The organism is Streptomyces sp. NPDC057694, assembly GCF_042799415.1.
GTDB lineage: Bacteria > Actinomycetota > Actinomycetes > Streptomycetales > Streptomycetaceae > Streptomyces.
The window spans coordinates 151,368-174,996 of record NZ_JBHVIX010000001.1; the positions used below are offsets into that span (position 1 = coordinate 151,368).

Here is a 23,629-nt window from a genome sequence, read left to right on the forward strand (position 1 = left end):
CGCGTTGACCGGTCCCGTTCTTGAGTCGGTGCATGGAGCGGATCTTCCCAGCGGCACATCGACTGTCGCGGACCGGCTCCCCTGGGAGAAATGCGCTGATGCGTTCGCTGAAGATAGCCACCGGCACGGTCCTCGCCAGCACCGCCCTGTTCGTCGCCGCACCGCTGGCCTCGGCATCCGACACCCAGTGCGACCCGGCCACCGCGGCCGCCACCGAAGCCGAGTCGGCCTACAAGGCCGCGCTCGCCGACTACCAGAAGCAGATCGACGCCGGCGGCCACCCGGGCCAGGCCGAGCAGGACAACGTCGACCAGCTCAAGCAGAAGGCCGACTCGGCCGCCTCCGAAGCACAGCGCGTGTGTGGCGACACGGTGATGAACCCCACGTCGCCCTCCACCCACAAGCCGACGGGTGCCATGCACACCGGCACCGGCTCCACCAGCCCCGCCGGCATCCCCGCTCTGGCCGTCGCCGGCGGGCTCGCCGTCGCCGCTGCCGCCGGTTTCGCAGTGCGCCGCCGCAATCGGTCCAGCCGCCAGCACTGACCGATCCCCCACGTATGCGCCGCCTCGGAGCTGGTCATGCCCGGGCGGCGCGCACGATCCTCACGGCCACGCCCCCTGGGAGAGCGTCCGGTGTCCGCTTCGACCGACAGCAGTGCCTCCATACGGGTAGGACGCCTGGCCAGGGGGATGCTCCTGGCTTCAGTAGCCCTGATCGCTTTCGCGTTCACGGTCACCGAAGGAGGGCCGCCTCAGCCCGCGCCCTCCGCCGTACGCTCCACTGACCGGACGCAGTCGGCAGCCCAGCCCTTGCCCGCCGCCCGCCCGCTGCGCGTGAGGATCCCGTCCATCGGCGTGAGCGCTCCGCTCACCGGCCTCGCCCTTCTGGACGACGGACGCCTGGCAGCGCCACCGGAAACGGACGCGAACCTGGCTGGCTGGTGGGCCGACGGCCCCTCCCCCGGAACCCGGGGCACCGCCATCATCGCCGGACATGTCGACGTCCCCACCGGACGCGCCGTCTTCTACAACCTGGGAGCTCTCGGTGTCGGCATGAGTGTCATGGTCGACCGTGACGACGCAAGCACGGCCCGCTTCACGATCGACGCGATCGACGTCTACGATGCCGACGCCTTCCCCGACGACAAGGTCTACGCCGACACCGGCCACCCGGAACTACGGCTGATCACCTGCGGTGGCGGCTTCGACCGCCGGCACCAGCAGTACAAGGGAAACGTCGTCGTCAGCGCCCACCTCGCGTCCTAGCCAGCGTCCTGATGGTTGCGGCCCACCCGCGCACCATCTTGACGATGCTCCAGCCGGCGCGGCTGTTTGTTGTCTCGCCGTCGTAGGCGGCGAGCCGGATGGTCAGCCCTCAAGTCGTTCAGTCCAACGAGCTTGTGCGTGGCATCCTTGCGCAGTGCTTTTGAGTGATCGTGTAAGCAGTGTTCAACTACACCCGATGCGTTATCAGTTCGCTGCAGTTCAGGGCGACTCGTACGACGACAACTGGCTGGTCATCGATTGCACGGTGACCACTCCCGAGGGCAACTGGTCCTTCACCGATCCATGTCTGCTGACCGATGAAGCCCGCGAGGTGACGTCGTGGCTGCGCGCGGTGGCCGCGGGAACGGTGGCTGTGACCGACCCTGATATCGAAGGCGAGTTGTCCCCGGACACATGCTTCATCGAACCGCTCCTGGCTTTCAGCCTCGCCGGTCGCAGCGAGAACGGGACCGCAGTGATTCGCATCCACCTGTCCTTGGAGGCAGCACCTCCTTGGCAGCAAGGGGACGACGGGGCTGACATCTACCAGTACTCCGTGAAGGTGCAAATGGATACAGCCGCGCTGCTCCACGCAGCTGACCAGTGGGATCTCGCTTTGATGCCCTTCCCGTCCCGCTGACGAAGGGGTTCGTTCCAAGCGCCTCGATCGACCGGGGATGAAGGGCGCAAGCCCCGTCCTTCTGGGCGGGGTGAGCCCGGATCCGGGCCGTAGGCGTGAAGCTAAATCGAAGCCCTATGAGCCCACCGTGCCCTGCACGAAGCGCCGAAGGTGCGCACGCACGGTGTCGGGCTGCTCCAACCACGGCTCGTGCCCGGCGTCTTCGATCCGGGTCAGCGGAATATCAAGCCTGAACGCGAGTGCTTCAAGGGCCGACACAGGACGGGGGTCGCCGGCTCCACCGAGGAGCTCCGCCCGCGCGGGCAGGCATGCGCGCAGCTCGGCAAGATGCTCATCGAGCGGGTCCGCACGCCCTTCCTTGCCGAGCTCGCTGTTCATGGACCAGTTGACGGGGCGACGCCGCCGGGCACCCTGCGCGGCCCAGTGCCACCCCCGTGCGGGATCGGCATGGTCGGTGAACCAGGCCAGTGTGAGCAGCTCGACTTCCTGCTCCTCCGTGCGGTGCGGCAACTCATCCAAGGCGTGGAGCCGCTCCTGCTGCGCTGCGGACATACGGCGGCGGCGCTCCGCTCGGTCCCCGGAACGCCAATCACCGACGAACGGCCCGCACATCAACAGCATCGCGGCAACCCGGTCAGGATGCGTCAGACAGAACCGGCTCGCCAGGTCAGTGCCGTAGGAGTGCCCGATCAGCACGGCCTCGGGCACGTCCCATGCGTCGAGCAGCTCGGCGAGATCGTCGACATGCCGGGCGAAGGAATGGCGGCCCCGCCACGGGGATAGGCCTGTGCCACGCTGGTCGTACCGGTACACGGGCACGAGGTCCGCAAGCATGGAGGCGACATCGCCGAGATAGTCCGGCAGCCCCGGACCGCCATGGAGCAGGATCACAGCGGGCGGCCGAGTCGTGTCCCCCAGCGCCCTCCAACATAGCTGCGCCTCGTCGGTCATCGACGTGAGGCCCTGCGTCTCCATCAAGGTCACCGCGGAGAACCTACCGGTGTCACCGACGCTCCGCCAAAGGTTAAAGAGCAAACTCAGCTTGAGCTTTGACCTTCCTTGTGGCGTTGCCTGCCATGGACGATCGACACTTTCACGCGGGCAGCGCCTGCGATCGTCCCTGTTCATGAGCGGCATGCAGTTTCGGAACGCCGTCGGAGCGACGACTCGTTGCTCCGGTGTTCCACAACTCGTTCCTCGCGGAGCGCTGGAGCCAACCCGGACCTTCCCCTACGCGGAAGGCCATACCCGTCGGCTGTCCGTCTTCAACAGTCGACGGATCGTGTCCAAGTCCAGCGCTGGGTTCGCAGCCGCATCGCGGGCCAACTCTTCGTCGTCGAGGAGTACTTCCAGCCGGGAATGAGGAAGGTTCGGGTGCCGGGTCGCCGCAGCCCTCACGGCATGTTCCGGGTCCTGGGTGAGTCGATCCACGACAGTCGGCTCTGTTTCGGCATCGCGTGCGGCCAAGGCTCGGACCTCAGGGTCCTCGTGATCGGCGAAGGCGGCCAGTCCGTCGGTCGGGAAGTTCGGCCGGGTGATGAGGTGGCTGCGCTCGGGGCCTGTGTACTCGATGAAGCTGCGCAGCAGAAGTGGCGCGGGCGCGTCTGGATGGTTCTGGGCCAGCAGGACACGTACGCCCAGATCGTCGTCGGCAGCCAGGCGTGCGACGAGATCCGGTGGCAGCAGATGATCCCTGGCTGCCTGCCGACGCAGCAGTGGGTGGTTGGAGAGTGCGTTCCGGCGGACGATCTCGGGATCCTCGGGCACCTCGGGCGCAGGGCGGAAGTCGAAGGGATGGTCCATGGGGACCTGGTAGTCGATCCGGGCCCGTTCCTCCTCGCTCAGTGCGGGGTGGAGGGACACGGCCAGCCGGACGTCTGGGTGGGGGTCGGTCATGAGCGTGCGGCACTCGGTCGGTCCCAAGTCCTCGCGGTACGCAACCTGGGTGCGCACGTCCGGGTCCGGATCGGCGACGAGTGCGCGGCACTCGGCGGGCCCGAGGTCCACTCGTCTCGCGATCCGGACCCGTACCTCCGAGTCCGGATCGGCGGCCAGGAGGACCACGATGTCGGGAGGAAGGGTGGGGTTGACGGCGATCATCGCCTTGTCCCCCTTCCCGGCGGGCCTGGCGAGGACGCGCTCCACCACAGCTCTGGTGAGGGAGCGGTGGACGAGCAAGTCGGTGCGGCCGTGGCACGGTCGGTCAGGGAGCACACTCTCCACCCACGCCGGATCCTGAAAGCGCGCCTGCCGCTGCGCCGTCTCCCGGACCTCGCCGTCGGGGTCTGTGAGAAGAGCGGCCCGCAAGTCATCGGGTAGTGATGCCCACTCGCCGACACCCCAGCGGCGGACCTTCGCAACCGGATGGGTGGGCATCGATCGGCGCAGCCTCGAGGAGATCTGCTGATAGAAGCGACCGCCAAGGATCTCGTCGTCGTACGTGTTGATCATGTGGACGACGGCCTCGTCGGGCAGGGGTCTGGGCCGGGCAAAGATGGCCACACGGGGTCCCTCGGCCAGGTGGGCGCGGACGAACCACTCAGGGTCGTCCACCAGTCGTACTCGCTGGTCCGGATCGACATGAGGGTTGCGGGCGAAGAAGCTGCGCGTATAGGTGTCGGGGTGTTTGATCACCGCGTCGATGACAGCGTCTGGCAGGATCCGATCCCGGCACAGCACCATCCGTGCGGCAAGCGGAGCCTCGGAGAGCAGCCGAAGGAGGATGCTCTCCGGCACGGACGGGTTGAGAGCCAGCCCGGCGAGCCGACGGGTGGGGAGATCGGCGTCCGCCCAGATCTGCTCAGGCATAGGCATGCCTTGTACCCCCGAGATGTCGACCGGCCTCGTGAAGACTCGGTCCATGACCTTATCCGCCCAGCGCAGCGGCGGGCCGAGTGTTGAGTAGCGCCGTCCAGGGCCCGTCCAGACGTTCGCGCGCCGGCGAGGCGGGCTTCCCGAGTCCGACGCGGACGGCATGCATGCCATGCGAACTGAAGAGATCACCTCACATGGGCCTGGTCGGCGTCGAACCGTAGTTACCGAGGTCAAAACTCAAGTTCAGCTTGTTCCTCAACCTCCGTCCCCACTCTGACACTCCCCCTTAATGGGGTGATCATGACGAGCTGATCCGACACACTGGTTCGATGCGGCACGATGATGAACTGCCTTTGTCCGGTGGCAACGTCAGTGACGGTGTCGTTCGCATCGGGGACACCGTTCGCCGTCCGACCGGACCATGGACTCCCGCTGTCCATGCCCTACTTGCCCACCTGCACGAGGTCGGATTCGGCGCGGCGCCCCGCCCGCTCGGCATCGACGATCAGGGACGTGAGGTCCTGACCTTCATGCCTGGAGATGTGATCTGGCCCGACCGGTTCTCGCTGATGGAACCCGCGCGACAACTGGCTCGCGTAGCACGGCTGATCCGGGACTTCCACGACGCCGTGCAGGACTTCACGGCGTCCTCCGATGCGCGGTGGCAGACCCTGATCCCCGCTGAGGGCAGCGACATCATCGCCCACAACGACCTGGCCCCCTGGAACCTCGTGGTCGCGGACCAGGCACGGTGGGCCTTCATCGACTGGGACGCTGCCGGCCCCGGCTCACGCCTGTGGGACGTCGCCTACGCCATGCACGGGTTCATCCCCCTGTCCGCCCATCCGGACTGGCAGAACCCGAACGCGGCGCACCGAATGCGAATCTTCGCCGACGCCTACGGTCTGGCCGAGTCCGAACGCCGCCGGTTGGTGCCTCTACTGGGACGCCGTACGCGTTCCATGCACAACTTCCTGCGCGACCAGGCAGCCCAAGGAACCCAGCCCTGGGCACGGCTGTGGGCCGAAGGCCACGGCGACGCATGGCGAAACGACACCGAATACATCGAACAACGCGAAGACCAGTGGATGCAGGCCCTGCTCGCCGGCTGAGGCATCAGCGCCCGTGCCCGGCTCCTGGCTCCCGGCTCCCGGCTCCCGGCTCCCGGCTCCCGGCTCCCGGCTCCCGGCTCCCGGCATCGAACGACATCTCGAACTGGATCACTCACCTTGGCATTTGACGGACATTGAAGTGGCCTTCGCCTGGTCACGTGCTCCGACCGAGGTGCACCGATCGAGACGAAGGGCCGTGAGGACGAGTCTGCTGCCTGCCATCGGTCCCCGGGAGACGTTCGTGCAAGCGTCACGCTTCCGGCACCTGGCACGGGCCTCGGATTCCGCACCGAACGCGGTGGCTGACGCGCTGTACCTTGACGCGGCGGAGCGGGCTCGCCTCTTAGCTCGGCTACGCCGCGTACACCCCCTTGTTCGAGAACCTTCTGGCGTGGCCGGTGGACGGTGGATCCACCTCACCGCCGACAGCCGCTCATTGGGGCACTGCCCTGAACAGCTGACCCGCCCCATCGGACAAGCCCTAAGACACGTCGCCGATGACGAAGACCGCGGTCGTGACCGCGAACAGCAGCAGGCACGTCACCGGCCAGTAGAGAAGCCGGGCCGCGCTGTTGTCGCGCCAGTCCACGAGGCGGAAGCGCCGTTCGGAGGTGTGCTCGACCGCGTTCAGCGCCACCAGGCCGATGACCAGGTAGAGGATGAAGTAGAAATACTCGGCGTAGACGATGCCCCCGGCGGACCCGGTCGCGGACCGCAGCGAACTGTGCTGCACCGACACCACCAGCATCATCGACCCACAGAAGCCGATCACCGCCCAGGTACTGAAGCCGGACAGGGAGCGCCGGTCGGAGTCCTTGGTGACGACGAACAGGGACGCGAAGACCAGCATCGCGATCACGATCAGCGGGACGAGACGGTCGAGCAGCGGGCTGAGGAAGGCCCGGTTGAGGCCCATCGAGTACGTCAGTTCCGGGATCCTGCCGTCGAGGCGGACGTCCGGGCGGCCGTAACTGGTGCGTTCGTTGGAGTGGCCGAGGCTGAACGTGGTGAACCGCGGCTGCCATTCGCCGCTCACGATGTGCTGGTACATCCCGTACTTCTGGTGGGAGTCCCATGGCGGATACGCCTCGAAGTCCGGCACGAGCGCGGTGGTCCCCGAGTCCTTCGGCCACATGACCAGCCACACCACCTGGCGGTCGAGCGGATAGGTGCGGTAGTCGAACTTCTCCCGCACCGTGGTGCTCAGCTTCCAGCCGACCACCTCCTCGCCGCCGCCCACCGGATCGCGGTAGATCTCGTCTCCGACCCCGCCATCTACGGCGTCGGGCAGCTCGACCTGCGCGGTCTCGGCGTCGGCCTTGGGCAGTCGCTGCCAGATGTAGCCGGTCAGCTTGACGTTGTTGCTGTCCGTGTACTGCATCGTCTCGATCATGAGGCCAGTGGGGATGCCCTTGCGGCCCTTCATGTCCTGCCGGGCGAGGGCCCGATCGGTCTGGGCCCGGTCCGACACCACGGTGCCGGGGGCCGCGTGCACCTGGTCGTTCTGGGCCACGCACACCCAGATGAAGACAGTGGCCACCACACACAGCAGGCTCACTCCGGCACTGAACCAGGCCAGCGAGCGCAGCCGGGTCGGGCTCGGCCACAGCAGGGCGGCCAGCAGCACCGCCAGGCCCGCGACCCCGCACACCAGGGTGAGATTGGACCGCATGCCGGTCCCCTGGAGGTCTTGCACCACGTCGTCCATGGTCGCGGCGGCGACGGCGGCGATCGCCAGGAGTACGACGGCGACGGCGAGGGTGATGATCCTGGACCGCCCCCAGGACGGCCGGCCTCCGGGCGGTCCCTCAGGCATCCCCTGCGGCGTCATGAGCAACCTCGTACGCGATCGGAGTCCGGACGCCCACCAGCATCCGGTGCCCCGGCCGCCGCCGCATGTCGAGCCGCGCCGAGCGGCAGTCGCGCGGGGCACCGGTGAGGCCGGCCGGGTGACCCGGGGACGGGCAGCACGAGGCCGCGTCTTTCGGGCCTTCCGAGCCGGAGCTACATCAGGCCAGTCACGCGGCCGCGCGGTGGCCGATCGGGCGCCTGCGCAAGTACGCGTCCTTGAGGACCCCGGGCGTGTAGCCCATGTCGAGCCGGCCCACTCCTGTGCCGGGTGCGACGACGGCGTCGATCTGGTCCAGAACGTCGTCACTCAGGCTCACCTCGGCTCCGGCAAGGAGATCGTCGAGCTGCTCCATGGTGCGCGGGCCGAGCAGCGCCGCGGTGACGCCAGGGTGTGCGACGGCGAAGGCCATGGCCATGTGCGTCAGTGAGATCCCGGCTTGTCCAGCGATGGGGATCAACTTCTCGACGGCGTCGATACGGCGCTCATCACTCAGGTGCCCGAACCACTGACCACCACGGTTGAGGGTGGACGGCTGCCCCTTGCGCACCCGACCGGTGAGCAGGCCCTGAGCGAGCGGGCTCCACACGATGGTGCCCATGCCGTAGCGCTGCGTGGCCGGCAGGACTTCGCGCTCGATCTCCCGGTTGAGGATCGAGTAGTGGGGCTGTTCGCAGCGGAACCGCGCCAAGCCCTTGCGCTCGGATATCCACTGCGCCTCCACGATGCCCGCGGCGGGCTGCTTGGAGGTGCCGATCGCACGGATCTTTCCGGCTCGTACGAGGTCGGTGAGGGCGCCGAGGGTTTCCTCCAAGTCGGTGGAGTCGTCCGGGTAGTGGTACTGGTACAGGTCGATGTGGTCGGTGCCCAGGCGGCGCAGCGAGTTCTCGACGGCGGTGGTGATCCAGCGGCGGGACCCGCCGCCCTGGTTGGGGCCGTGGCCCATGGGGTTGGAGAACTTCGTGGCCAGGACGACGTCGTCGCGCCGCCCCTGGATGGCCTTGCCGACGATCTCCTCGGACTCGCCGACGGAATACACGTCCGCGGTGTCGATCAGGTTGATTCCGGCGTCGAGCGCCCGGTGGATCATCTGGGCCGCGGCGTCGTGGTCCTTGTTGGCCATGGCCCCGAAATTCATCGCGCCGAGCGCGTAGGGGCTCACCTTGATGCCGGAACGGCCGAGAGTGCGGTACTGCACGAGGGCTCCAATACCATCGAAGCGGAGAGGCTCTCCGTTTACTTCGCGGCTACTATACGGAGAAGCTATCCACTTACGCAAAGCGAAGCGGAGAAGTTGTCCGTTTATCGAGAGGGAGGGGCGGTACACCGTTGAGCGAGCAACGGCCTCTGCGCGCCGACGCGCGTCGCAATCACGAGCACATCGTCGCCACCGCGCGCGCGGCATTCGCCGAGCTGGGGCCCGACGTCTCCCTGAACGTCATCGCACAGCGCGCCGGCGTCGGGGCCGGCACCCTCTACCGCCGCTTCCCCAACCGGGAAGTGCTGGTGGAGGCGGTCTACCGCGACGACATCAGCCAGCTGACCGATCAAGCCGTTGAGCTGGCCGAACGTCTGCCCGCCCTGGAAGCCCTGGAGCGCTGGGTTCGCGACGTGCTCGTGCCCGCCCAGCAGCGGCCCGGCCTCGCCACGACGCTCAACACCGCCTTGGCCACGGCACCCGAAGTCTTCTCCGAGAGCAAAAAGCGGTTCAGCGAAGCGGCGGACCGGCTCGTCTCCGCAGCGCAGGCAGACGGCGCCGTACGGCACGACGTCCAAACCCGCGACGTATTGCGCATGGCCGCCGGTCTCGCCCTGGCATCGATCGACGCGCCGGACGCCTGCCACCGGATGCTGGTCGTCATGTTCGACGGGCTGCGCACACCCTGATGCGCCGCCCCGGCCCATTCACCGGCTGCCCCCTGTGCTCGTCCTGCCGTGCGGCGACTGCCGTGGAGCGGGATCGGCGTGAGCGCAGCGCTCCGGCGCGTCGGGCGGCCGCGCTTCATCGAGACGGAGCCGCCCGACGTCCGGCTGACGACGTCAACCGGCGACGAGTGTCGCCCGTGTCGCTCAGGACCGGGCAGCCGCCGCGGCGACGATCCAGTTCCTGAACTCGACGGCGTAGTGCCGCAGGTGGTGGTCCAGGACACCCCTGGGGCAGGACGTGGGGAAGTAGACCGTGAGATTCGCGGTGAAGCCGTCGGCGGTGTCGCCGAACTGGATCAACGCCCGTCCGACCACGGTGCCGTCCTCCAGGAAGAGGTTGGAGGACATCTTGCGCGGAAATTCCGACTCCGGGAGGAGTTCGGCCGCGTCCTCCGCCCAGGCCATCGCGGCCGTGCCCCAGCCGCCCATGTAGAAGGAGCAGACGTGGGGGCCGATGTTCTCCACCACGCGCGCCCCGATGTCGTCGGTGCCCATCACGTAATGCTCGGGGTGCGCCGCGAGAAGTGGGCGCGTGTCGTCGCCCGCGAAGGCGCCGTCCATCCAGGCCAGGAACTCTGCCGACGTCAGGCCCCGCGCGGTGAGCACCGTCGTGCCCCCGTGGAACTCACCGTCGGAGGTACGCGCGCACTCGCGGAGGAAGGCATTGCCTTCCTCTATGTCCGCGGCCAGCAGATCGAGCAGGCCCTGGCGGCCCAGCCGCGTCCTGAAACGGTCAAGGGCACGGCGCGCGTAGAACAGCTCGAAGTCGTCGATGCTCCCGGGGCCGGCCGGCCCCGACTCGAGCGCCACGGTCACAGCAGGGGAAGTCTGCTGGTCGGTCATGGTTCAACCTCCATCATTATGTGAATGCGAATTCACATTCACGTCAGGAGAGTACGCGGAGGGGTGCACCGCTTGTCAATCGTTCGGGCCGAGATCACCGCCGATACGATGCGGTACATGACCGACGCACCAGACCGCCCGGCGCCGTACCGGGAGCCTCAGCAGGCGCGCAGCGCCGCGACACTGGCTCGCGTACTGCAGGCGGCCGAGGAGATCGCCACGTCGTCAGGCCTGGAAGAGATGACGATCGCGGGCGTAGCGGACCGCGCCGGCGTCTCGGTCGGCACGATCTACCGTCGCTTCGAGGACAAGGAGCAGCTGATAAGCGCCTTGTCGGAGCGAATGCTCGACCGGCGCGAGGAGTATGTGACCGAGCGACTCCGCAAGGCCGAGCCGTCACTCGCCGGCGTCCTGAGCGCCTACGCGCACGCCCTGCTGCAGTCCTTCGCCGACAGCGCGAAACTCTTCCCCGAACTGCTGCGCGCGCGAGGCACCAAGCCCCCTGAACGGGGGGCCCACACCATCACGGAGCTCCACCGGCTCCTGCTCGAAGCGGCGGCTCCCTACGCGGACGAGATCCGTCGCTCCGATCCGCAGAGGGCGCTGGACACCGCGGCCCGCGCCCTCCTCGGCGCCTGCTTCCACAACTCCGTACGCCCCGACCCGGCGACCGGCAAGGCGGCGCAATACCGCTACGCGGACGAACTCGGCGACATGGCGATCGCCTACCTCCTCACACCCGACAGCCGGGGCACCGCCCGCACCTGAGGGGTCGTTTCATCCTGGCGTAGACGCGGGCTAGGCGGTGGAGCATCAGCCAGCCGTAGGTCCGCTCGAGCAGGGTGTGGCCGGCGGTGGAGTCCTCGACACCAGCCACGGTGACCAGCACCGCCAGGCGCAGCACCCGGGGACGCCCAAGCGGGCGGAATCTTCGCCAACTGAGGCCGCTGGAAGCGAACATGCCGGGCCCGTTCTCCCGCATCGGTTTGGATTCCGCTTCGCTGTGGGCATGAGCAGGGTGTCCCCCTCCGCCGTGTCACGGCTGGTTGTCCCAAGCGGGTTCCGTGCGGTTTTCGCGCCGATCGGCTCGCCGCCTCGTGTTGCCAACTGCCGTTCCGTTTAGAGCACTTGACGACGTACTACTGAAGTTGATCCGTCTCCGCAGCAGCTCACCAGAGCCCATGGTGGTCCAGGCCGCCGACGAAGCGGAGAACCGTTTACGCGCGCTCACTCCTGTGACTGGCTGCGCCGTGTTCGCGCCAGCCACGCGCGCGTAGATCCCTCTATGGGAAGCGTGCAGTCGGCCGCTCCTTGCCCGACGCACGCCTCCTTGCTGTCCGTCCCGCCGCCCCTCGCTTCGGCGCGCCAGGATCCACCGCACCGGAAGACCACTCGTCACCACCGCATCTCACCCCCCACACCCACCAAGCAGGAGGATGCCTTGTTCCCCCGGAGTCTTTCCCCCAGATCCACACAGCGAGCTCGTACCGCGGCCGGTGTTGTCGGCGTGAGCGCCGCACTGACCCTCAGCCTGATGTCGGGCACAGCCTCCTCGACGCCACTGCCGTCGAACGGCGCGATACCGCCGGGCATGGGATACATGGGCGTCGGCTATGTCCAGGACGGCAAGGACTTCAAGGCGGACACACGCCAGTGGCGCGTTGACGTGGCGCCGGACGCGAACCCCCGGGCCAACCCCATGGGCGTGGACGTCTCCAGCTGGCAGGGCGGCATCAACTGGCCCGCGGTCCGTGGCGCGGGCATCGAGTTCGCCTGGATGAAGGCGACCGAGGGAACCACGTACAAGGACCCCACGTTCAGAACCAACTACCTGGGCGCCCACAACGCGGGCGTGATCCGGGGCGCGTACCACTTCGCGCGGCCCGACTCGTCCGGGGGCGCGGCGCAGGCGAATCACTTCGTCGGCAACGGCGGCGCCTGGTCCCGCGACAACATGACGCTCCCCGGCGTGCTGGACATCGAGGGCACGTGCTACGGCAAGACGCGCGCGGCGATGCGGTCCTGGATCCTCGACTTCGCCAACACGTACAAGGCCCGCACCGGCCGCGACGTCGCGATCTACACCAGCGCGAGCTGGTGGAACCTCTGCACCGGCGGCTGGGCCGGCCTCTCCTCCAGGAGCCCGCTCTGGGTGGCCCACTGGACCTCGGCGGGCGGTCCCCGCATCCCGTCGGGCTTCCCGTCCTGGACGATCTGGCAGCACACGGCCACCGGCTCGGTGCGCGGCATCTCCGGGTACGTCGACCGCGACCGCGTCAGTGGTGACCGCTCCCGCCTGCTGGCCCTGGCCAACAACACCGCGTGACAGCGGGCGCCTGTGCACCGTGACCACGCCCGGGCTGCAACCCGGGCGTGGACGGCGCCACGGGTCTGAGCAGGTCATCTGGGCTGCTCAGAAACGGCGTTCAGGTCGACGGTCCAGCCGGGCACAACGACTGGGCCTGGGCGCGCGATTCAGGATGACGAACTGCGGCCCGACGGACAGGTGAACCTCGCCGAAGTCGAGAACAGCTCCGGCTCGTCATCAGCGGCCGGTCGCTCCCGGGCACGATGATGCCCGGCATCCGCGAGTACGCCCCCACCAGCAGTGGCCGGCACGTCATCCACCCCGGCGGCGACCACACGTTGTACCTGCAACTTCCGGTCAGGACCGGGTGACCCGGGCGGTCCGGTCCCACGAGCCGACAAATGCGCGGACCGGGCCCGCGAGTTCGTCGGGACGGCTGAGCCGCACCACCTCCACGTCGGCCGCCAGGTCGCGCAGGGGCCGGAAGACGATCTCCGGCAGTCCGATGCGTTCCGTGGCGGCCGGGACGAGGGCCACGCCGACGCCCGCCGAGGCGAGCAGGAGCGCGCCGAGCGTGCCGGTCACCAGATGGACGCGCGCCCACTGCCCGGCCCCCAGCCGATCGAGCACGTTCTTGTCGTTCTCGTCGGCCGCGTAGACGACGAGGTTCTCGCCCTCCAGGTCGGCGGGGGCGACAGAAGTGGCGGCGGCCAGTGGATGATCGTGGCGTACGGCGATCGACAGGGTCGTCCGCACGCCTCGACCCACCACGAGGTCATCCACGTCGCCCAGCCCGTTGTCGGGGCTGTATCCGATGTCGAGCGTGCCGTCGCGCAGGCCCTGCACCTGTGCGGCGGGCGGGAGTTCGGTCACGTGGAGTTCCACGCGCGGGTGTGCCAGATGGAAGCGGTGCAGGTCCGCGGACAGAGTGCCTTCCAGCACGGCGATTCCGGAGAAACCGATCCGTACGGCGCCGGTCTCACCTCTGACCGACTGCCGGGCGACGTCCAGGGCGCGACCGGCCTGCGCGAGTGTGCGTCGCGCCTCGACGAGCAGCAGCTCGCCCGCTTCCGTCAGTTCGACGCGACGACTGGTGCGGACGAAAACGGGGCCGCCCACCTCCCTCTCGAGCGCCTTCACCTGGGTGCTCAGCGTCGACTGGGTGACGTGCAGCCGTGCGGCCGCACGGCCGAAGTGACAGTCCTCGGCGACAGCCACGAAATAGCGCAGGTGACGAAGTTCCACGCCCGACCTCCGATCGTTCTCAGCGAAGAATAGATCAGATCTATCAATTGGATCTATCGATGGAAGGGGCGGAGACTGTGGATATGTCTGCATCGACCACACTTCAGGACCGTCAGGACATCGCCGACCTCATGACCGGCTGGATCCATCGCGATCTGGGCCGGTGGGACCGGCTCAGGGAACTGTTCCACCCGGACGCCAGGATCGAGATCACCTGGTTCGAGGGCGCGGCGTCGGCCTTCGTCGATGCGTCCGCGCGCATGGCCACCACCGACCTGCGGACCAAGCACCTCATCACCGCCCCCAGCGTGACCTTCTCGGCCGACGGCACTCGGGCGGTCAGCGAGACCAACGCGGTCATCGTCGCCGAGAACAGCAGCATCAACCTGGGTTGCAACGGCCACAACCGGTTCATCGACCGGCTGGAGCGCCGGGACGGCGTCTGGGGCATCGTCGACCGCAAGAGCGTGTACGACTTCGCCACCTTCACCTTCCCCGCCGGGATCACGGAGGTCGACGCCGAGGTGGTGGCCAAGTACCCCCGTGAGTACGGCGCGCTGGCCTACGTACTGGACCGGAGCGGGTTCCCGGTCGCGCGCGTCTTCGCGACGCAGGGCAGCGAACTCGAACGCGACATCAAGGAGTCGGCCTTCGCCTGGCTCGGCGAAGAAGCCGGAGCCTGAGACGTCATGAAGCTGATCACCATTGAGGAGCACACCCTCGACACCGCGGTGGCGCAGGCCTCCGCCGGGCGCGCGGCGGAGGTGAGCCCGCACTTCGGGTCCGCGTACGCGCCGGCCGGCGGACTGCCCTACTGCCCGACGGCCGAGGAACTGGAAGACCTCGACCAGGGGCGCATCGCCGACATGGACGCGCACGGCATCGACATGCAGGTGCTGTCCAACCTCACCACGCAGTTCCTGCCGGCCGACGTGGCGCCCGCACTTGTGCGGGCCGTCAACGACCGGCTGGCGGCGGCCTGCGGACGACACCCCTACCGCTTCGCCGCGTTCGCCTCGCTGCCCACGTCCGCTCCGGACCGGGCACCGGCCGAGCTCAAGCGCGCCGTCGAGGAGCTCGGCATGTCGGAACGCTCATCCACGGCCGTACGGACGACGAGTTCCTGTCCGCCGAACGCTTCGACCCCATCTTGCGGGCAGCGGCCGAGCTGCGGGTCCCGATCTATCTCCATCCCGCCCCGCCCACCCGCGGCACCAGCGCGGTCAACTACGAGGCAGGCCTCGATCCCGTGGTCGCCACGCGGTTCGCCACCGCCGGTTGGGGGTGGCACAACGAGTCGGGCATCCACTTCCTCCATCTCGTACTCAGCGGAGCACTGGACCGCTACCCGGATCTGCAGTTTGTTCTCGGGCACTGGGGCGAGATGGTCCCCTGGTTCCTGGACCGCCTCGACGAGGCTCTGCCCCGGCGCGCGACGGGACTTGACCGGACGATCGGCGACTACGTGCGCCAGAACGTCTATTACACGCCCAGCGGGATGTTCACGGCACCGCACCTGCGCTTCTGCACCGACGTCCTGGGCACCGACCGGATGATCTACTCGGTCGACTACCCTTTCGTCGGCAACGAGGGCGCCCGCGACTTCCTGGAGAACTGCGACCTGTCCCCGGACGCCAAGCTCGACATCGCCCACCGCAACGCCGAACGGCTGCTGGGGGTGTAATCAGCTTCGCCGGGGCCGCTGAGCCTGACCGCCGCGTCGACGGTCACGGGTCGGTGATGTCGAGGGTGACCTTCGACAGGGGGCAACCCACACAGGTCAGTACGTACCCATCGGACTTCTGTTGGGGTGTCAGGCAGTTCGGTTCGTTCTGTGTGACCTCTCCGCGACGCAGCCGCACCATGCAGTCGCCGCAGTTCCCGACCGTGCAGGAGTGCGGCATCGCCAGCCCGGCGGCGAGTCCCGCCTCAAGCAGCGTCTGGCCGGGTTCCACCGTCACCGTGGCGAGGGGGTGCCCGTCCTTCTCGACGCGCATCTCCTGAGGCACGGTCGTCGCGCTCCCGGTGTCCGCTCGGCTGGTGTAGCGCTCCTGATGCGTCTGCTCGTCCGGTACCCCGAGGCCGGCCAGGACGTCTTGGACGGCGTTCATCAGCGGGTCGGGTCCACAGGCGTAGTAGTGCGCGTCACGGGCCGGGGACCGCTGGGTGATCCAGTGCCGCACACCGTCGGTGTCGAGGCGCCCCGCTTCGCTGGTCAGGACGTGGGTGACGGACAGGCGGTCGGGAAAGGTGTGCGCCAGCCGGTCCAGCTCGTCACCGAAGATGATCTCCTTGAGGGTGCGGCTGCTGTAGAGCAGTGCGATCTTGTCGCGGCCTTGGCGGTCGGCGAGCCGTGTGCGGATCATGCTCATCATCGGCGTCACGCCGCTGCCCGCGGCGATGAGCACGGTGTCGTCCGAGGGCTGGAGTCGGGCGTGGAAGGAGCCCGAGGGGCCGCGTATGGCGAGGCGATCGTCCACGCGCAGACCTCGGTGCACGTGGGTGGAGAACCGGCCGTCCTCGACGTGCTTGACGGTGACTTCCAGACGGGAGGCCCCGGGTTCCGACGAAGCCGAGTAGGCCCGCCGCACCGGCAGGCCGTCGATGTCGGCGACGAGCGTGAAGTACTGGCCGGGCCGGAAGTCGAAGGGGTGCGGAGGCCCACCGGCGTCTTCGAGTACGAGCGTGATCGCGCTCGGGGTCTCCCTGCGCACCTCGGCGACGCGCACCTGTCGCAGTGCAGGCTCGCCGGCGACGACGTCGGTGGGACGCCGGTGCCGGGAGCCACGGCGGTCGCCCGCGCCGGGCCGGATGTCACCGTACCCCTCTTTCCGCAGCCCGGACCGGTAGGCGCGGTCCATCCCCCAGCGCAGCAGCCGACTCATCCCCGGCACAGCGCCGACGGCCTTGAGGAGGAAGGCTGGTGGTGCGCCGTCGGCGCCGGACGCATTGGCGGCGAGGTGATCTGCTCCCACCGCCATCAGATCCGGCATCGTGGCACGGTCCGGGCGCGCGCCGGTGTGCCACAGCCGGGAGCGCACCAGAGCGTCGTTGCCGTTGACTTCCGCGTGCTCGACGTCGATGAGCAGTGCCAGGTGCGGGGGCGTTCCGCGCAGTGCCATCGTCTCCAGCAGCGCGGGATCGTCGGTGATCGCGCCGCGGCCGCGAACGTGCAGCACGCCACTGCGCCCCGGGACGAGCGCGGCCAGTGAAAGGCGGTCGTCCTGGAGCAGGTTGTGCAGGGTGTCGGCACGCTTGTTGCCCTTGCGGTCCGCGATGGCGAGGGTGCGATCGTCCAGGATCCGCGCCACCGTCCGCTGGTCACCTCGCGGGCTGGTGTCGCTGCCACCGGCGGTGTCCCAGGAGGACAGCGCCAGGAACGGTGCCGCGGCCAGGAAGTCGGCGATGCCCGGCCCCGACAGGGGGCCGCCGCCCTCGATGCGGGTGGCCGGCGGCGACGGAGCGGCGGGCGGGTTCCACAGGCCCGAGCGGAGGACGGCCTGCGCGCAGTGCACGTACGCCTCCGTGATGTCGACGGACGCCTGGGCGCCCTTGCGCCCGGCCGCCGTGCCGTTGACGCGCAGGACCTCCCCGACGCCCGGCAGGAGGAAGAACAGCGAGACCGGACCGTGCGGGTCACCGGTCCCGGGCAGGGAGAACGAGATGCGGGTGGCCGAGAGGGCCCGGGCGAACCCCGGCTCCCCGCCGACGAACGTCGTCCTGCCGGTGCCGTCCCTGTCCCGGTAGCCGAAAGCCGCGATCGGGCTGTGGGCGAGGACGGCCCGGCAGCCTTCGTCGAGCGCTCCGACCTGCTTCAGCATGATCATCGATGCGGGGCGGCCGATGATCGTCTCGATGTCGGTCACCGTTTCAAGTCGTCGCGGGGCGGAGCGGTCGGGTGGGGCGGTCATAAGGATTCCTCTCGTTCTTCACACGGACAGGCGTCGTGCCCGCGGTGCTATCCCGGCGTGGAGCGGCCCAGGCGCCAGTAGCCGAAGAAGGAGATGTCCTGCTTGGGCACGCCACGGTCGTTGACCAGGTGCCGCCGCACTTCGGTGGCCAACTGGGATTCGCCCGCGGCCCACACGTAGTAACGGCCAGCAGGCAGGGCGGCCTCGCGCACCGCGTTCAGCACCAGGGCGCCGGGCCGCAGGGCCTCGCGCAACGGACGGTCAGACTGCGCACCCACGGGCGGGCCGCCTTCGGCACCACCATGAATTGGGCGATCCGCGCGTCGTTCGACAAGGTCGGCATCCGCAGGGCGGGCCCGCCGAGCGTCACACACGCGAAGCCCGGCGTGACGAGCTCCCGGCGGCGAACCTCCAGCGTGATCATGCGACGCCACGCGGGCAGGGAAACCTTGGGGATCACCGGGCGCCCGCCCGGTCGACCAGGGCAGTATTTTTGCAGGTCATGGCACTATTGTGAGCAATACTTCATGTCTTTGACTACTCGCATTTCACGCCCCGGGGAGCCCCGCCGATGCCGCCCGCCGATCGCCGTCTCAGCCCACGTCGCAAGCCCCGCCAGGTGCGGGCCGAACTCACTCGCGAGCGCATCCTCACCGCCGCTGCTCACGTTTTCGCCGAGCACGGCTATGCGGCCGGCACGACCAACCGCATCGCCGAACACGCCCGGATCTCCATCGGATCCCTGTACCAGTACTTCCCGAACAAGGACGCCATCCTGGCCGAGCTGGTGGTGCGCCACATCGACCGCGGCACCTGGACCCAGGCCGATCAGATCGACCTGTCCGCCGGCAGCCTGGAGACGATGGTGGGGGCCTTGGTCCGCGACGCGATCGACAATCATCGCGACGACCCTCAACTGCTCCGCATCATGATCGAAGAGGCGTCCGTCTCCCAGGAACTGCTCGACGCGATCGAGCGACATGGACGCAGCCGCGTCGCACAGATCCGCGACATCCTCGCCCGTCACCCGGACGTCCACGTACGGGACCTCGGCATCGCTGCCGAACTGATCACCTTCACCGTGGAGGCGAACACCCACAAGCTCATGGCCGACCCGCAGACCATTCCCGTCGAGTCGTTCGAGAGCGAACTGGTGGACATGATCACGCGTTATCTGCGCGGCGATCGATAGCGCGCAAGGGACGGCCTCAACCGCAGCCGCACCCGTGGAGGGATCCACCGGAACGCTTCGGCGGCGGCATCCGACAACTCGCTCCGGAGCCGTCTGCGCGGGTTCGTCATTGCGTGGGCCGATGCCGTACGCGCCGCGCTGTACCGGAGTCGACATGCTGCGCACCAACTGCCGCGCGGCCGGGGTGAGGTGACACGCTGGGCCACGGCACCAACGCGTCACCTCACCTCTCTCCGTTTGGCCCCTGCTGGTCGGCGCGAACCTCACAGACGACGCAGTAGCGGCCCCCGCATCCTCGTCGTCGAGAACGGCGGACGAGGCGCGACCGCGTACACCGAGTACGTCGCGAGCACGGCGCCCGCCCTGCGAACGGACGCCGTCGAACCGGGCGCGGCCGCCGTCGCCGCTCTGCTGGATCTCACCGCTGAGGCACGGCGGGCCAGGTCAGGAGCCGATGCTGTAGAGGGAGAACTCCTCCCATGAACCCGAGACATCGGCGGAGCGGGCGCGCAGCGCGTACTGGAGCGAGCCGGTGTAGCTGTTCTCCATGGCGACGAAGCGGCCGTTCAGGGTGGACTGGAGCGCGTAGCGGTCCAGGTCGGCGTTGTAGTACAGGGCGAACCGCTCCCAGCCGCCCACGCTCGTGGAACGGGCGCGCAGGATGTTCTGCGCGCTACCGGTGTAGTTCTTCTCCACGGCCACGTAGCGGTTGTTCGCGAGGGAGCGCAGCCCGTAGGTCGCGGTGGCCTCGTCCCACTCGAACGCGAAGCTCTCCCAGGAACCGCCGACTGCGGCGGAACGGGCACGCTGCACGCCGGTGTTCGGGGCCGGGTAGGTCACCTCGGTGGCCACGAAGCGGTTGTTGCGGGCCGACTGCAGAGCCAGCTGCACGGGCTCGTCGGCGGCGCGCGAGGTCCGCCGGGCATCCGCCCCGCCCGTCACGCGCGCCAGTTCGGACGCGTCCACCGCCTTCCAGCCGGCAGGAACGGCCTGCCGATCGGACACCGGAGCGGCGACCGCGGAGGGAACGGCCAGACCGGTGACCGTCACCAGGGCGGTCAGGGACAGCAGGACGGAAGTCGTACGTCTCACGTGAATTCCTCGGCTTTCATCACACGGATACCAGGGTGGCGAGACGAATTTCTCCGCACCCCCCAAGACCGCTTTCGGCACCCCTCCCCGGGCGCGTCGGCAGCCGCCACGCCCTCATGGCGAAGCTTGAGCAGCATAGAGACGTCGTGGTGCGACAAGGATCAGATCAGTCATCAATGAGAAGAAATCTGAAGGGAAAGCCGTGGCATTACGGATTCCGCGATTTCCCGTTAATTCGAGGGCCACCCCGCGTTTCCTCGCTCTCGGTGGCTGCCCCTTAGGGGCATCCTGAGATCTGGGGACGCCCAGCCCCTCCCAGTCGCACACGAAGGCGCCGCCATGCGTACGTCCTTCGAGGAACGCAGCACTAGGCGGCGAGGGCGTCGGCGTAGGCCGGTAGCTGCCAGTCGCCGCCGCGGTCCTCCTTGGAGAACCGTGCGACCAGGTCGGGGATGTGGAAGAAGCAGGCCAGTGCGGTGGCGTTCTGGAAGGCGCTGATGGCGTGCTTGTTCAGGGGCATGCCCACGCGCAGGATGCGGGGGTTGACCTCGCCCTGGATCTCGTCGACGAAGGGCCGCAGGACGCGGTCGTAGTTCGCCAGCGCGGTCGGCAGGTCGTCCGCGTGCCGGTTGATCTCGCCGGCCAGGACGTGGGCGCCGACGAGTCCGCCGGAGATGCCCATGCCGCTGTAGGGAGAGGCGCAGTGCGCGGCGTCACCGGCCAGGGCCACTCGGCCCTTGGACCAGCTGTCGATCCGCACCTGGGCGATCTCCTGGGAGTAGAAGAACGGGCTACCGTTCATCCCCTCGATGAAGCGGTCGGTCTGCCAGCCGGCGTCCCGGAACCTGTCGGCCCAGAACTTCTGCTGCTGTTCGACGGGCGCGCGGTGGATCGCGGAGGCTTCCGCCGAGTCCTCGCGCATCACGAAGTACACCTGGGTCTCGCTCGGGTTGTGGCTGCGCCGCATGATCTGGCGGCCGCCCGGGACCATGTAGGTGTCGCGGATGTTGCTGTCGGAGGCGATGCGCGGCACGAACCAGTAGGCCATGTGGATACCCACGCGCCAGTACGGGTCGAAGCCTTCCGGCAGCAGCGCCCGGCGGGTGCGCGAGCCCTGTCCGTCGGCGCCGATCAGCAGGTCGTAGTCGCCGGAGGTCCCGTCCGAGAAGTGGACGGTGACCCTGTCACTGTGCTGGTCGAAGCCGTCGACGCTCTTTCCGAAGACGTACTCGGTGTCGTCCTTGGTCGCTTGGTGCAGGATGCGTACGAGGTCGCCGCGCATGATCTCGTACTCCGAGGTCAGGGTCTGGCGGCCCTTGCCGGAGGTGTTCGCCATGATCGTCGCTTTCGGCCTGCCGCGGGAGTCGACGAAGGCCACGCCCGCCTCGTCCACCAGCTGACCGCGCACCGTCTCCAGCAGCCCCATGCGCTCGATGGCCTCGATGCCCTGCCCGCGCAGATCGACCTGCGCACCCGAAGCGCGCAGCGCCGGGAAGCGCTCGACGACCGTCACCTGGTGACCGCCTCGGGTGAGCCAGAAGGCCAGCGCCTGCCCTGCGACGCCGCCACCGGCGACAAGGATGCGCAGCGAACGCTTCGCGATGGTGTTCGTCATAGCCGACAACTCCATTTTCTATCGGTGATAGATTCGTTTCCAGAGTCTTCTATCGGCGATAGATTGTCAACGTGACCAAGATGAACCGTGAGACCGTCGTCGCTGAGGCGCTGGATCTGCTGGACGAGGTGGGTCTGGACGCGGTCAGCACCCGGCAGCTGGCCAAGCGCCTAGGCGTGGAGCAGCCCTCGCTCTACTACCACTTCAAGACCAAGAAGGACCTCTTGGCGGCCATGGCGGAGGCGGCCATGGCGCCGCACGCCGACGCGCGGCTGCCGACGCCCGACGACGACTGGCGCGAGTGGTTCCTGGACAACTCCCGCAGCTTCCGCCGCACCCTGCTGATGCGCCGCGACGGTGCCCGGCTGCACGCCGGAAGCACTCCGACCGGCGACCTCGACCGAATCCGCCGCAAGATCGCCTTCCTGGTCACCTCCGGCGTGCAGGAGCGGGACGCGCAGATGGCGATGCTGGCCGCCAGCCGCTTCACTGTCGGATGCGTCCTGGAGGAGCAGGCGGACACAGGCTCGCCGGACGGCGAGGACCTGCCGGACGACGTTCCCGTACTCGATCAAGAAGAGGCCTTCGAGGCGGGCCTCACGCTCATCCTCGGTGGCCTCGCCCAGCACACCGCGACCATCGGGCCGGAATGAGCCGGACGGCAATGCCGCCCGACGCGCCCCACAGCCGACGCCAAATGTGATGCAGCCTGAGTCGGACGGGGGCTGTCTCCGTCACACCGTATTTCCTCGTGGGCGACACGAGCGTGCTGGATGATGGGGCGGTGCAGCTCCCCCACGTCTATCGCGTCACCAAGTACGACCCCGCCGACCGTGACGAGCACGGGCATTACACCGGCAGTGAGGACACCGTCAGCGATCACGGCGAGGTCGAGGCGTCATATCTTCAGGCAGTCGCGGCGTTTGCTGACGACACCGGCGTCGACCACCTGGCCGTACGTGAACCACAGATCCCGTCCGTCGCGCACTTCGGTGTGGAGCCTCCCGCGAACGGCTTCGGGCTGAACGCGCTCTTCCCGGGCGGTCCTTCCAGTTTTCATGACGGGGCAGAAGTACCGCTTGGAATCGGTCTGGAACTGGTGCGAGCCATGCTGCGTGACTACGGCGCCTGGTGCCGGCTGGAGGTGGACGGCACGTTCGCGGTCCACGTGGGGTGGGACCAGTACCTCTACATCAGCAGCAGCCGTCCCTGCGAGGAGGCCTTGGCCCACACCCGGGCGCTCGGGCTGTTCCCAGAACGCGCGGACGCCTCTCCGTACGCATTCAGGGCCGATGAGGAAGAGCACGGCGTCCAGCGGCCCGGCGATGACGACTTCTGGGCCGACCTGCACAGGGCAGTCGCCACCGGCCGCGCAGGGATCCTGGAAGAGACACACCTGGAAGGCGCCTCACGATGGCATCACCTGACCAGCGACACCATCGACTCCGTTCGCGCTGGACTGACCCCCAGAGCCCGTCTCGCCGCCTGGCCGCCCCTGTCCACCGACATCGACGCCGTCCTCAGAACCCTGCCCGCTGATGGCCTCGTCGAAGGCGTGTGGCAGGACGACGACGGCAACGTCAGCAGCGCCATCGCTGACGAAGCCGAGTTCCCCGAACTGTCCGCCCGGATGTCCCGTGCTCGTGCCGCCGCGCTCCTCTCTGTTTATGCGGGTGAATCCGTGCCCCTGTGCACTGCTGTCCTACCCGACAACGACGGAGTCCTACGGGCTCGTTGGCGAACCGAGCCGACGCCGAGCGACCGCGACTGGGCACTTCGCCAGACCAAAGGGTGAGCGCTCCGAGCTCGTCCGC

At 68.4% G+C, this 23,629-nt stretch carries 21 protein-coding genes and 1 pseudogene; 12 read left to right on the plus strand and 10 right to left on the minus strand.

The annotated features are described in order from the left end of the window. The first annotated feature begins 98 nt into the window (after window positions 1-98). The 3 genes from ACFVDP_RS00770 (at window position 99) to ACFVDP_RS00780 (ending at window position 1,908) form a co-directional block, all read left to right on the plus strand. On the plus strand, window positions 99-545 hold the full coding sequence (locus ACFVDP_RS00770; protein WP_383481043.1) for a hypothetical protein: 447 nt from the start codon (window positions 99-101) through the stop codon (window positions 543-545). A 147-nt stretch (window positions 546-692) separates the two neighbouring features. After that, window positions 693-1,268 (plus strand): class F sortase, encoded by a 576-nt coding sequence (locus tag ACFVDP_RS00775; protein WP_383481046.1) that lies wholly within the window; start codon window positions 693-695, stop codon window positions 1,266-1,268. A gap of 196 nt (window positions 1,269-1,464) precedes the next feature. After that, a complete protein-coding gene (locus tag ACFVDP_RS00780; protein WP_383481049.1) occupies window positions 1,465-1,908 on the plus strand; it encodes a hypothetical protein in 444 nt (147 codons plus the stop codon). A gap of 114 nt (window positions 1,909-2,022) precedes the next feature. On the opposite strand, the gene ACFVDP_RS00785 is transcribed toward ACFVDP_RS00780, so the two are convergent. Then, window positions 2,023-2,883, minus strand: coding sequence for an alpha/beta fold hydrolase (locus ACFVDP_RS00785; protein WP_383484230.1), 861 nt, complete (start codon window positions 2,881-2,883; stop codon window positions 2,023-2,025). Between the two features lie 255 nt (window positions 2,884-3,138). Next, the gene (locus tag ACFVDP_RS00790) at window positions 3,139-4,716 is read right to left on the minus strand and encodes a hypothetical protein (protein ID WP_383481052.1); all 1,578 of its coding nucleotides are present in this window, start codon (window positions 4,714-4,716) and stop codon (window positions 3,139-3,141) included. A gap of 335 nt (window positions 4,717-5,051) precedes the next feature. Here ACFVDP_RS00790 and ACFVDP_RS00795 point away from each other — a divergent pair, with 335 nt between their 5' ends. After that, window positions 5,052-5,834, plus strand: a complete 783-nt coding sequence (locus ACFVDP_RS00795; protein WP_383481054.1) for a phosphotransferase — start codon at window positions 5,052-5,054, stop codon at window positions 5,832-5,834. Between the two features lie 481 nt (window positions 5,835-6,315). On the opposite strand, the gene ACFVDP_RS00800 is transcribed toward ACFVDP_RS00795, so the two are convergent. After that, window positions 6,316-7,650 carry a hypothetical protein gene (locus ACFVDP_RS00800; RefSeq protein WP_383481057.1) on the minus strand — a complete coding sequence of 445 codons (1,335 nt, stop codon included), beginning with the start codon at window positions 7,648-7,650 and terminating at the stop codon, window positions 6,316-6,318. Between the two features lie 202 nt (window positions 7,651-7,852). Beyond that, the gene (locus tag ACFVDP_RS00805) at window positions 7,853-8,881 is read right to left on the minus strand and encodes an aldo/keto reductase (RefSeq protein WP_383481060.1); all 1,029 of its coding nucleotides are present in this window, start codon (window positions 8,879-8,881) and stop codon (window positions 7,853-7,855) included. 131 nt (window positions 8,882-9,012) lie between these two features. On the opposite strand from ACFVDP_RS00805, the gene ACFVDP_RS00810 reads away from it, so the two are divergent. Then, window positions 9,013-9,570 (plus strand): TetR/AcrR family transcriptional regulator, encoded by a 558-nt coding sequence (locus tag ACFVDP_RS00810; RefSeq protein WP_383481063.1) that lies wholly within the window; start codon window positions 9,013-9,015, stop codon window positions 9,568-9,570. Window positions 9,571-9,753: 183 nt separating this feature from the next. Here the strand turns inward: ACFVDP_RS00810 and ACFVDP_RS00815 are convergent, their stop codons facing one another. Next, window positions 9,754-10,452, minus strand: a complete 699-nt coding sequence (locus tag ACFVDP_RS00815) for a hypothetical protein (protein WP_383481066.1) — start codon at window positions 10,450-10,452, stop codon at window positions 9,754-9,756. A gap of 117 nt (window positions 10,453-10,569) precedes the next feature. Here ACFVDP_RS00815 and ACFVDP_RS00820 point away from each other — a divergent pair, with 117 nt between their 5' ends. Both ACFVDP_RS00820 and ACFVDP_RS00825 read left to right on the plus strand, forming a co-directional pair. Then, on the plus strand, window positions 10,570-11,220 hold the full coding sequence (locus ACFVDP_RS00820) for a TetR/AcrR family transcriptional regulator (RefSeq protein WP_383481068.1): 651 nt from the start codon (window positions 10,570-10,572) through the stop codon (window positions 11,218-11,220). 766 nt (window positions 11,221-11,986) lie between these two features. Further along, on the plus strand, window positions 11,987-12,778 hold the full coding sequence (locus tag ACFVDP_RS00825; RefSeq protein WP_383481071.1) for a GH25 family lysozyme: 792 nt from the start codon (window positions 11,987-11,989) through the stop codon (window positions 12,776-12,778). A gap of 339 nt (window positions 12,779-13,117) precedes the next feature. Here the strand turns inward: ACFVDP_RS00825 and ACFVDP_RS00830 are convergent, their stop codons facing one another. Further along, the gene (locus ACFVDP_RS00830; RefSeq protein WP_383481074.1) at window positions 13,118-14,005 is read right to left on the minus strand and encodes a LysR substrate-binding domain-containing protein; all 888 of its coding nucleotides are present in this window, start codon (window positions 14,003-14,005) and stop codon (window positions 13,118-13,120) included. A gap of 83 nt (window positions 14,006-14,088) precedes the next feature. Between ACFVDP_RS00830 and ACFVDP_RS00835 the strand changes: the two genes are divergently transcribed. Further along, on the plus strand, window positions 14,089-14,688 hold the full coding sequence (locus ACFVDP_RS00835) for a nuclear transport factor 2 family protein (RefSeq protein WP_383481077.1): 600 nt from the start codon (window positions 14,089-14,091) through the stop codon (window positions 14,686-14,688). 296 nt (window positions 14,689-14,984) lie between these two features. Next, window positions 14,985-15,689 (plus strand): amidohydrolase family protein, encoded by a 705-nt coding sequence (locus tag ACFVDP_RS00840; protein WP_383484233.1) that lies wholly within the window; start codon window positions 14,985-14,987, stop codon window positions 15,687-15,689. A 43-nt stretch (window positions 15,690-15,732) separates the two neighbouring features. Here ACFVDP_RS00840 and ACFVDP_RS00845 read toward each other — a convergent pair whose 3' ends face one another. Together ACFVDP_RS00845 and ACFVDP_RS00850 are read right to left on the minus strand one after the other, a co-directional pair. Beyond that, window positions 15,733-17,916, minus strand: coding sequence for a 2Fe-2S iron-sulfur cluster-binding protein (locus tag ACFVDP_RS00845; protein ID WP_383481080.1), 2,184 nt, complete (start codon window positions 17,914-17,916; stop codon window positions 15,733-15,735). A 47-nt stretch (window positions 17,917-17,963) separates the two neighbouring features. Continuing rightward, window positions 17,964-18,340, minus strand: a pseudogene (locus ACFVDP_RS00850) (SIP domain-containing protein). A gap of 147 nt (window positions 18,341-18,487) precedes the next feature. On the opposite strand from ACFVDP_RS00850, the gene ACFVDP_RS00855 reads away from it, so the two are divergent. Then, a complete protein-coding gene (locus ACFVDP_RS00855) occupies window positions 18,488-19,108 on the plus strand; it encodes a TetR/AcrR family transcriptional regulator (protein WP_383481083.1) in 621 nt (206 codons plus the stop codon). A 444-nt stretch (window positions 19,109-19,552) separates the two neighbouring features. On the opposite strand, the gene ACFVDP_RS00860 is transcribed toward ACFVDP_RS00855, so the two are convergent. Next, window positions 19,553-20,200 carry a hypothetical protein gene (locus ACFVDP_RS00860; protein ID WP_383481086.1) on the minus strand — a complete coding sequence of 216 codons (648 nt, stop codon included), beginning with the start codon at window positions 20,198-20,200 and terminating at the stop codon, window positions 19,553-19,555. 367 nt (window positions 20,201-20,567) lie between these two features. Further along, window positions 20,568-21,815, minus strand: coding sequence for an FAD-dependent monooxygenase (locus ACFVDP_RS00865; protein WP_383481089.1), 1,248 nt, complete (start codon window positions 21,813-21,815; stop codon window positions 20,568-20,570). Between the two features lie 80 nt (window positions 21,816-21,895). Here ACFVDP_RS00865 and ACFVDP_RS00870 point away from each other — a divergent pair, with 80 nt between their 5' ends. Both ACFVDP_RS00870 and ACFVDP_RS00875 read left to right on the plus strand, forming a co-directional pair. Next, a complete protein-coding gene (locus ACFVDP_RS00870; protein ID WP_383484236.1) occupies window positions 21,896-22,468 on the plus strand; it encodes a TetR/AcrR family transcriptional regulator C-terminal domain-containing protein in 573 nt (190 codons plus the stop codon). A 98-nt stretch (window positions 22,469-22,566) separates the two neighbouring features. Next, entirely contained in the window at window positions 22,567-23,610 is a 1,044-nt protein-coding gene (locus tag ACFVDP_RS00875; RefSeq protein WP_383481092.1) for an RNA-binding protein, read from the plus strand. The last annotated feature ends 19 nt before the right edge of the window (window positions 23,611-23,629 follow it).